Annotated in this window: 4 protein-coding genes; 2 read left to right on the forward strand and 2 right to left on the reverse strand. The window is 65.5% G+C overall.

Annotation, left to right across the window (positions count from 1 at the left end; all coding sequences use genetic code 11):
- The first annotated feature begins 1 nt into the window (after nt 1).
- Entirely contained in the window at nt 2-835 is an 834-nt protein-coding gene (gene kduI, locus ASE59_RS16545; RefSeq protein WP_056458885.1) for a 5-dehydro-4-deoxy-D-glucuronate isomerase, read from the forward strand.
- Between the two features lie 167 nt (nt 836-1002).
- Here kduI and ASE59_RS16550 read toward each other — a convergent pair whose 3' ends face one another.
- Nucleotides 1003-2277 (reverse strand): BNR repeat-containing protein, encoded by a 1275-nt coding sequence (locus tag ASE59_RS16550; protein WP_082458521.1) that lies wholly within the window; start codon nt 2275-2277, stop codon nt 1003-1005.
- 68 nt (nt 2278-2345) lie between these two features.
- A complete protein-coding gene (locus tag ASE59_RS16555; protein WP_056458888.1) occupies nt 2346-5249 on the reverse strand; it encodes a TonB-dependent receptor in 2904 nt (967 codons plus the stop codon).
- 107 nt (nt 5250-5356) lie between these two features.
- Here ASE59_RS16555 and ASE59_RS16560 point away from each other — a divergent pair, with 107 nt between their 5' ends.
- Nucleotides 5357-6067 carry a FadR/GntR family transcriptional regulator gene (locus ASE59_RS16560; protein WP_056458891.1) on the forward strand — a complete coding sequence of 237 codons (711 nt, stop codon included), beginning with the start codon at nt 5357-5359 and terminating at the stop codon, nt 6065-6067.
- The last annotated feature ends 171 nt before the right edge of the window (nt 6068-6238 follow it).

Here is a 6238-nt window from a genome sequence, read left to right on the forward strand (position 1 = left end):
CATGTTCGAACGGACCTATCACCCCACGCACCCGGCGATGATGGCGGGGGCGAGCAACGCCGATCTGGCCGATCATCACCGCATCGACGACCTGTTCCGCGACGGCGAATTGACGCTGGTCTATTCGCATGGCGAGCGGTTCGTCATCGGTGCGGCGGTGCCGGGGGCGGGGTCGCTGCGCCTGCCCGATCAGACCGAGCCGGCAAGTGCCGCCGGGCTGCCGCTGCTCGACCGGCGCGAGCTGGGGGTGGTGCAGGTCGGCGGACGGGGGACGGTGACCGTCGACGGCGTGGCGACGATGCTCGATCCGTGCGAGGCGCTGTACGTGCCGATGGGCAGTCGCGAGGTGACGTTTTCGGGGGAGGGGGCGCGCTTCTTCCTGTTGAGCGTACCGGCGCACCGGGCCTTTCCGTTGCGGAAGGTCAGCGCCGCCGACGCGCCGCCGATGCGGCGGGGTGACACCGCGACCGGCAATGCGCGGACGATCCACCAGTTGATCCTGCCGCATCGCTGCGCCAGCGCGGCGCTGTGTCTGGGCATCACCATCCTCGATCCCGGCAGCGTTTGGAACACCATGCCGCCGCACGTCCATGACCGGCGCAGTGAGGTCTATCTGTATTTTGGGCTGGGGTCGGGTGACCGGGTAATGCACTATATGGGGCGGCCCGACGCGATGCGGCATATCGTCGTCGGCAACGAACAGGTCGTGCTGTCGCCGCCCTGGTCGGTGCATATGGGGGTGGGCACGCGCGCCTATGGCTTCGTCTGGGCGATGGCGGGCGAGAATCTGGATTACGAGGATATGGACGTCGCCGACGTGGCGGGGTTGCGATAGGGCTATGATGCCTCATAGTCAGAACCGCTTGTGCTGAGTGGGGCTGAGCGAAGTCGAAGACCCGTATCGAAGCACTTGGCCACAGACGGTCCTTCGATACGCCATTTCGACAGGCTCAATGGCTACTCAGGACGAACGGTCGGTGGCCCGGCGCGGAACGATCTGCTTTACGGCAGCACCAGCCGCAGCGTCGTCGGTTCGGGAATATCCTCGGTCGGCAGGTCGCGGTGCGGGGGGCGCGTCGGCCACGCGATCGCCGCACCCTCGGCCTCGACCGTATTGAGCGTCATGCCGCTCGGGGTCGCGATCGTGCGCGACAGGCGATCGGCCAGCGTCGTGCCGGGGCGTTCGGTGACGCGGGCAAGCGTCGCTTCGTCGACGATCAGGTCGATGGGTTTGTTGTCGCGGCGGATGCGGATGTTCAACCGGCCGGGGGCGTCGGGGACGGCGCCTTCGACGAACAGCCGGCTGTCGAGCGAGCCGCCGCCGCCGAAATCCCAGCGGAAACCGCGCCAGTCGCTGGCCTGTGCGATCCGCCAGCCCTTGCCCTCGAACCGGGCGAGGAAGATCTGCGTCGATCCATCGGCGACGAATTTGTGATAGGTGATGATCGGCCGGCGCTGGCGATCGAAGCCGATCACGGTGTTGTTGTTGATCATGCCGGCGCGTTCGGGCACCGGATCGACGACCTCCGCAGCCTTCAGCGTGATCGGTAGCGTAAGCGGCGTGCCGTCGGCGCGGGTCCAGTGGATCAGGTCGCGGCTGACGGCATAGGACAGGTCGTGGTTGGTCGCGGCATCGGGCGTCTCGCGCCACACCCAGGCGAGGTGGAAGCGCCCGTCGGACCCGAGCGTCGGGCCGACGAAATAGGCATTGCGCTGTCCCTCGCCATCGGCGAGCGGCGTTGAGAGCAGCGCGCTCCAGCGGCCGGTCGCAGGGTCGTAGCGGTTGTAGATCTCGTTGCCGTTGCCGCTGCCCCCGTCGCGATATTTGAAGGTCAGGCCGCCCCCCGCATCGGTCAGGAAGACCGGATAGGTCATGCGCTGTTCGCGGGTCGCATCGACCATGGTGGCGATGCGGGTCAGGCTGCGCGGATCGCCGGGCCGGCTGGTGCGGTAATAGACCAGCGGATCATTGTGCAAATTGGCGACGACATGGATCTGGCCCGCGCTGTCGACGGCGGCGGCGACATAATTATGGCTGTCCCACCCGGTCCAGCTGTCGAGTCGGTGATAGACCCAGCTTGCGCCGTTGTCGCGCGCGCGGGTGGCGACGGTCAGCTGCCGGTTGGCGTCGTAATAGGCGACGACGATCTGCCGCTGCGTCGTGACCAGCGCGAACCTACTATAATGCCCGGACCAGACCCGGTCGATCGCTTCCAGTTTCGGCGTGGGGGCTTGCGCGACGACCGGCGCGGCGAAGAGCAGGGCGGCGAGCAACATCCACGAACTCCGGGCAAAGGGGCGGCGGCGCGACGCGAACGCCGGCCGCCGTCAGGCTGGGGGAGATATCAGAACAGCGCGCGGACACCGAACTGGAAGGTGCGGCCGTCGAAATCGGCGCGGCGCGGTTTCAGCGGGTCGTTCTCATATTCGATACGTTCGGCATTGGTGATGTTGAATGCATCGACGGTGAGCGACAGTCGCTCGTTGAGGTTGAGCGAGGCCGACGCGTCGAGCTGACCGCGTTCGCGCACCTGCCGCGCCGCACCGGCGAAGGTGCCGCCGGCCGCAAGGTCGTATCGGCTGCGATAGTTGTAGGTCAGGCGAACCCCGAACAGCGGCGTTTCGTAATAGCCGATCAGGTTGCCGGTATGCTTCGACACGCCCGGCAGGATCGCGGCGCTGCCCGATGCGGTGCGGCCCGATACCTCGGTATAGGCATAGTTGATGCCGCCGCCCAGACCGTTCCACGGGGCGGGCAGGAAGTCGAGATTCTGCTGAACCGAGAATTCAACGCCGCGCACCGTGATCGGGTTGGCCGAGTTGATATTGCCGTTCACCACCACCTGTACCGGTTGTCCGGCGGAGACGAGCGTCGTCGACTGGCAGGTATCGCCGACCAGTTGCAGCGGACCCAGGCCGAAGCCACCCCCATCGGTCGGGCATAGCCGGGTCCGGTCGGTCTCCGGCGCGATCAGCCCGTCGATCCGCTTGGTAAAGGCGGCGAGCGAGATATTACCGCCCGGCCGGTTGTAGAATTCGAGCGAGACGTCGAACGAATCCGAGGTGAAGGGTTCGAGGTCGGTGTTGCCGAGCGTCACGTTGAACAGCGTGCCGCTGCCCGAAATCACCGTCGCCGGCGATACCTGTCGCGGCTGCGGCCGGACGAAGGAGCGGTAATAGGCCCCGCGCAGGATCAGCCGGTCGGTCAGGTCGGCGGCGACCAGCGCCGAGGGCAGCCATTCGCCATAGTCGTTGTCGTCGCGCCGCGACGACGGCACGCCGCGCAGATATTGCGTCGACAGGATGCTCGACCGGGTATGTTCGTAGCGCAGCCCGACATTGCCGCGCACGTTGATGCCGGCGACCTCTCCCTCCAGCTTGCCCATGGCATAGGCGGAGGCGATGTCGTTGGTGATGTCGAAGTTGAGCTGCCCCACTCCGCCATCGGCGGTGTTGTTGACGAAGCCGTTGCCGGTCAGCGTCTGGCCCGGTTGCAGCGTCACCGGCTGCAACTGGCTGCGGATCAGGTTGAAATCGACCGTCTGCCAGTTGCGGTTATAGCCATCCACCTTGTCGCCGAAGAATCGGTCGGCGAACGGGCTTTGCACGATGATCGCCGAGGTCAGGTTCTGGCTCTGCACGCCGAACACGGTCGAGCGGAACTGTTGCGAACTGAAACCGGTGCGCTCGGCCCGGACCCCCGCCTGGATGCTGCGCAGGAAGCCGGTGTCGAAGAAGCGTTCGACGTCGCTCTGCCCGGCATACAGGTCGTTGCGCGCCGTGCCCTCGCTGCCCGCGACGATCAACACGTCGCCGGTGGCGTTGCGGAGCTGGTTCGCATCGAGCACGGTGAACGGCCCCGGCGTGAACACGATGGCGGGGGAGGGAGCGACGGTCGCGCGATAATCGGCGATGTCGCCTCCGCCCGATGCGATGCTGCCGCTGGTGCCGTTGCTGCCGGCCCGGGGCAGGCGGCGGAAGTCGAACTGGGTCTGCAACACCGAATTGCTGGCGTCCGAATAGGAGAAGGTGGTCAGCAACCGCCAGTCGTCATTCTTCCACCCGATATCGCCGTACAGGCCGAAGGCGCGGACCTCAGACGGTTCGGAGCGGTAGGAGCCGAACACGCGCGCGTTCGAAAAGTCATAGGCGTTGATGTAGCGATTGCCGTCGGCCAGCGTGAACACATCACCGGTCGGGTTCACGACGGTGTTGCCGTCGCGCATGTCATATTCGTTCAGGTCGGTATTCGCCTGCTTATAGTCGCGGCGGGTATAGATGCTGTTGAGCGACAACGTCAGTTCGGGCGTCGCCGCATATTCGATACCGCCGGCCAACGACAGGCGATCGCCCTTGTTCGTCTTCACGAACTGTCGCACGTCGGAGGGGAACAGGACGTTGCCGGTCGTGCCGTAGCGCGCGGCATAGTTCGGCGTCGTCGTCCGCGACAGTGGCGTATATTGGTTGAACGAGATCGAATCGCGCCGGAAATTCTGCTTCGACCACGCGCCCACCGCATAGACGCCGAGCGTGTCGTTCAGGAAATGCTTCGAATAGCTGCCGGTGAAGGACGGGACCACCGCCTGCGTCAGCGCTTCGTAGCCGGCCATCGCCTTTACCGACAATGCGCCATCGGCACGGGCGAGCGCACGCTGGATCTGCAGATCGACATTGCCGCTGATCCCGCCGGGCAGTTCGGCGGCACCGGGCGATTTGACGACGACGAACGCGCTGAAGATGTCGGATTCGAACGCGCCGAGCGGGCTGGACCCGTCGAGCACCGGATCGGCGAAGCTGTTGCCGTTGATGGTGGTGCGGGCATAGGTGCCGGGGAGGCCGCGCACGTTGATCGTCGCGTCGCGGCTCTCCGCCTCGCGATTGATCTGGACGCCGGGCACGCGCTGCAAGGCTTCGCCGACGTTCAGGTCGGGGAAGCGGCCGATACCGTCCGAGGAGATGCCGTCGGTGACGCCGACCGCGCGGCGCTTGGCCTGCAAGGCGTTGGCATAGCTCTGGCGGATGCCGGTGACGACGATCTCGCCATCGCTGCGGGTGCCGTCATCGGCCTGGCCGATCGCGGCGTCGGCGACGGGATCGGTGCCGGTCACCGGGCTGGGCGTACGATCGGTGGGCGAGGTGGCGGGTTCCTGTACGGTCGCCTGCGCCTGTACGGCTGACGGCAGCGCGGCCAACAGGATGGCGGTGGCGGTACCGAGCAGCCGCGCCCGTCCGGTCGAAATGAACTCCATGGTTCCTCCCCTAATTTGTTGTCTGATTCGTAGTACAACTTTATGGTGTCGACAAGATAGGTAATACAAATCTTGCGGAGTTGGCGCAGGGGCGTTAAGAGGGAACCATGGCAAGCCTTTCCCTCGCGGACGATCTGTTCCGCAAGCTACACGCCCAGATCCGGTCGGGCGCGATCGGTCCCGGCGACCGGTTCCCGACGCAACGGGAGATTGCCGAACGCGAGCAGGTCAGCCGGACCGTCGTGCGCGAAGCCGTCGCCCGACTCAGCGCGCAAGGTCTGACGATATCCCGGCAGGGTTCGGGCGTGTATGTCGCGCCCGACGCGCGCTACGAAGCGTTTCAGGTGACGCGCGACGACCTGTCCGAACTTACCGAAGTCGTGAAACTGCTCGAAATGCGCCTCGCAATCGAAACCGAAATGGCGAGCCTGGCCGCGCAGCGGCGTAGCGACGAGGATGTTGCAGCGATGCGGGCCTGCCTTGCCGCCATTGCCGATGCGGGCGAGGACATGGTCGCGGCGGCGGAGGCCGATGCCGCCTTCCACCTCGCGATCGCCAAGGCGACCGGCAACAATTATTATGAGCGGCTGATCGAATTCGTCGGCGTGCGACTGGTCCCGCCGCGGACGCTGGTATTGCGAAACCAGTCGATCGAGGCGCTAGACGCGTATTCGTTGACGATCCAGCACGAGCATGATGCGATCCTGAATGCGATCGAGCTGGGCGATGGCGAAGGCGCCCGGTTCGCGGCACGGCGCCATATCGCGAACAGCATCGTCCGCCATAGTCGCACGATACATCAGGAAAACGTCGGGTAATTGGTAGGATAAGATCGGTTAAGCTGGACGTTTGTTGATCCCGTCTCCGTGCGACGTCCGCAATCGTGTCGCCAGATAGGCGGGCCTAGGCCGAATCGACCTTCACGGGAAACGCGACGAAATTGCTCCCCTCCCTGACAAGGGAGGGGCTGGGGGTGGGTCGGCCTGCGA

Source organism: Sphingomonas sp. Leaf10, assembly GCF_001421245.1.
In the GTDB taxonomy this organism is placed as follows: domain Bacteria; phylum Pseudomonadota; class Alphaproteobacteria; order Sphingomonadales; family Sphingomonadaceae; genus Sphingomonas.

Excerpts from the sequence above, each read along its gene's own strand:
- kduI (WP_056458885.1), top strand. The coding sequence starts at position 2 with ATGTTCGAACGGACCTATCACCCCACGCACCCGGCGATGATGGCGGGG.
- ASE59_RS16550 (WP_082458521.1), bottom strand. The coding sequence starts at position 2,277 with ATGTTGCTCGCCGCCCTGCTCTTCGCCGCGCCGGTCGTCGCGCAAGCC.
- ASE59_RS16555 (WP_056458888.1), bottom strand. The coding sequence starts at position 5,249 with ATGGAGTTCATTTCGACCGGACGGGCGCGGCTGCTCGGTACCGCCACC.
- ASE59_RS16560 (WP_056458891.1), top strand. The coding sequence starts at position 5,357 with ATGGCAAGCCTTTCCCTCGCGGACGATCTGTTCCGCAAGCTACACGCC.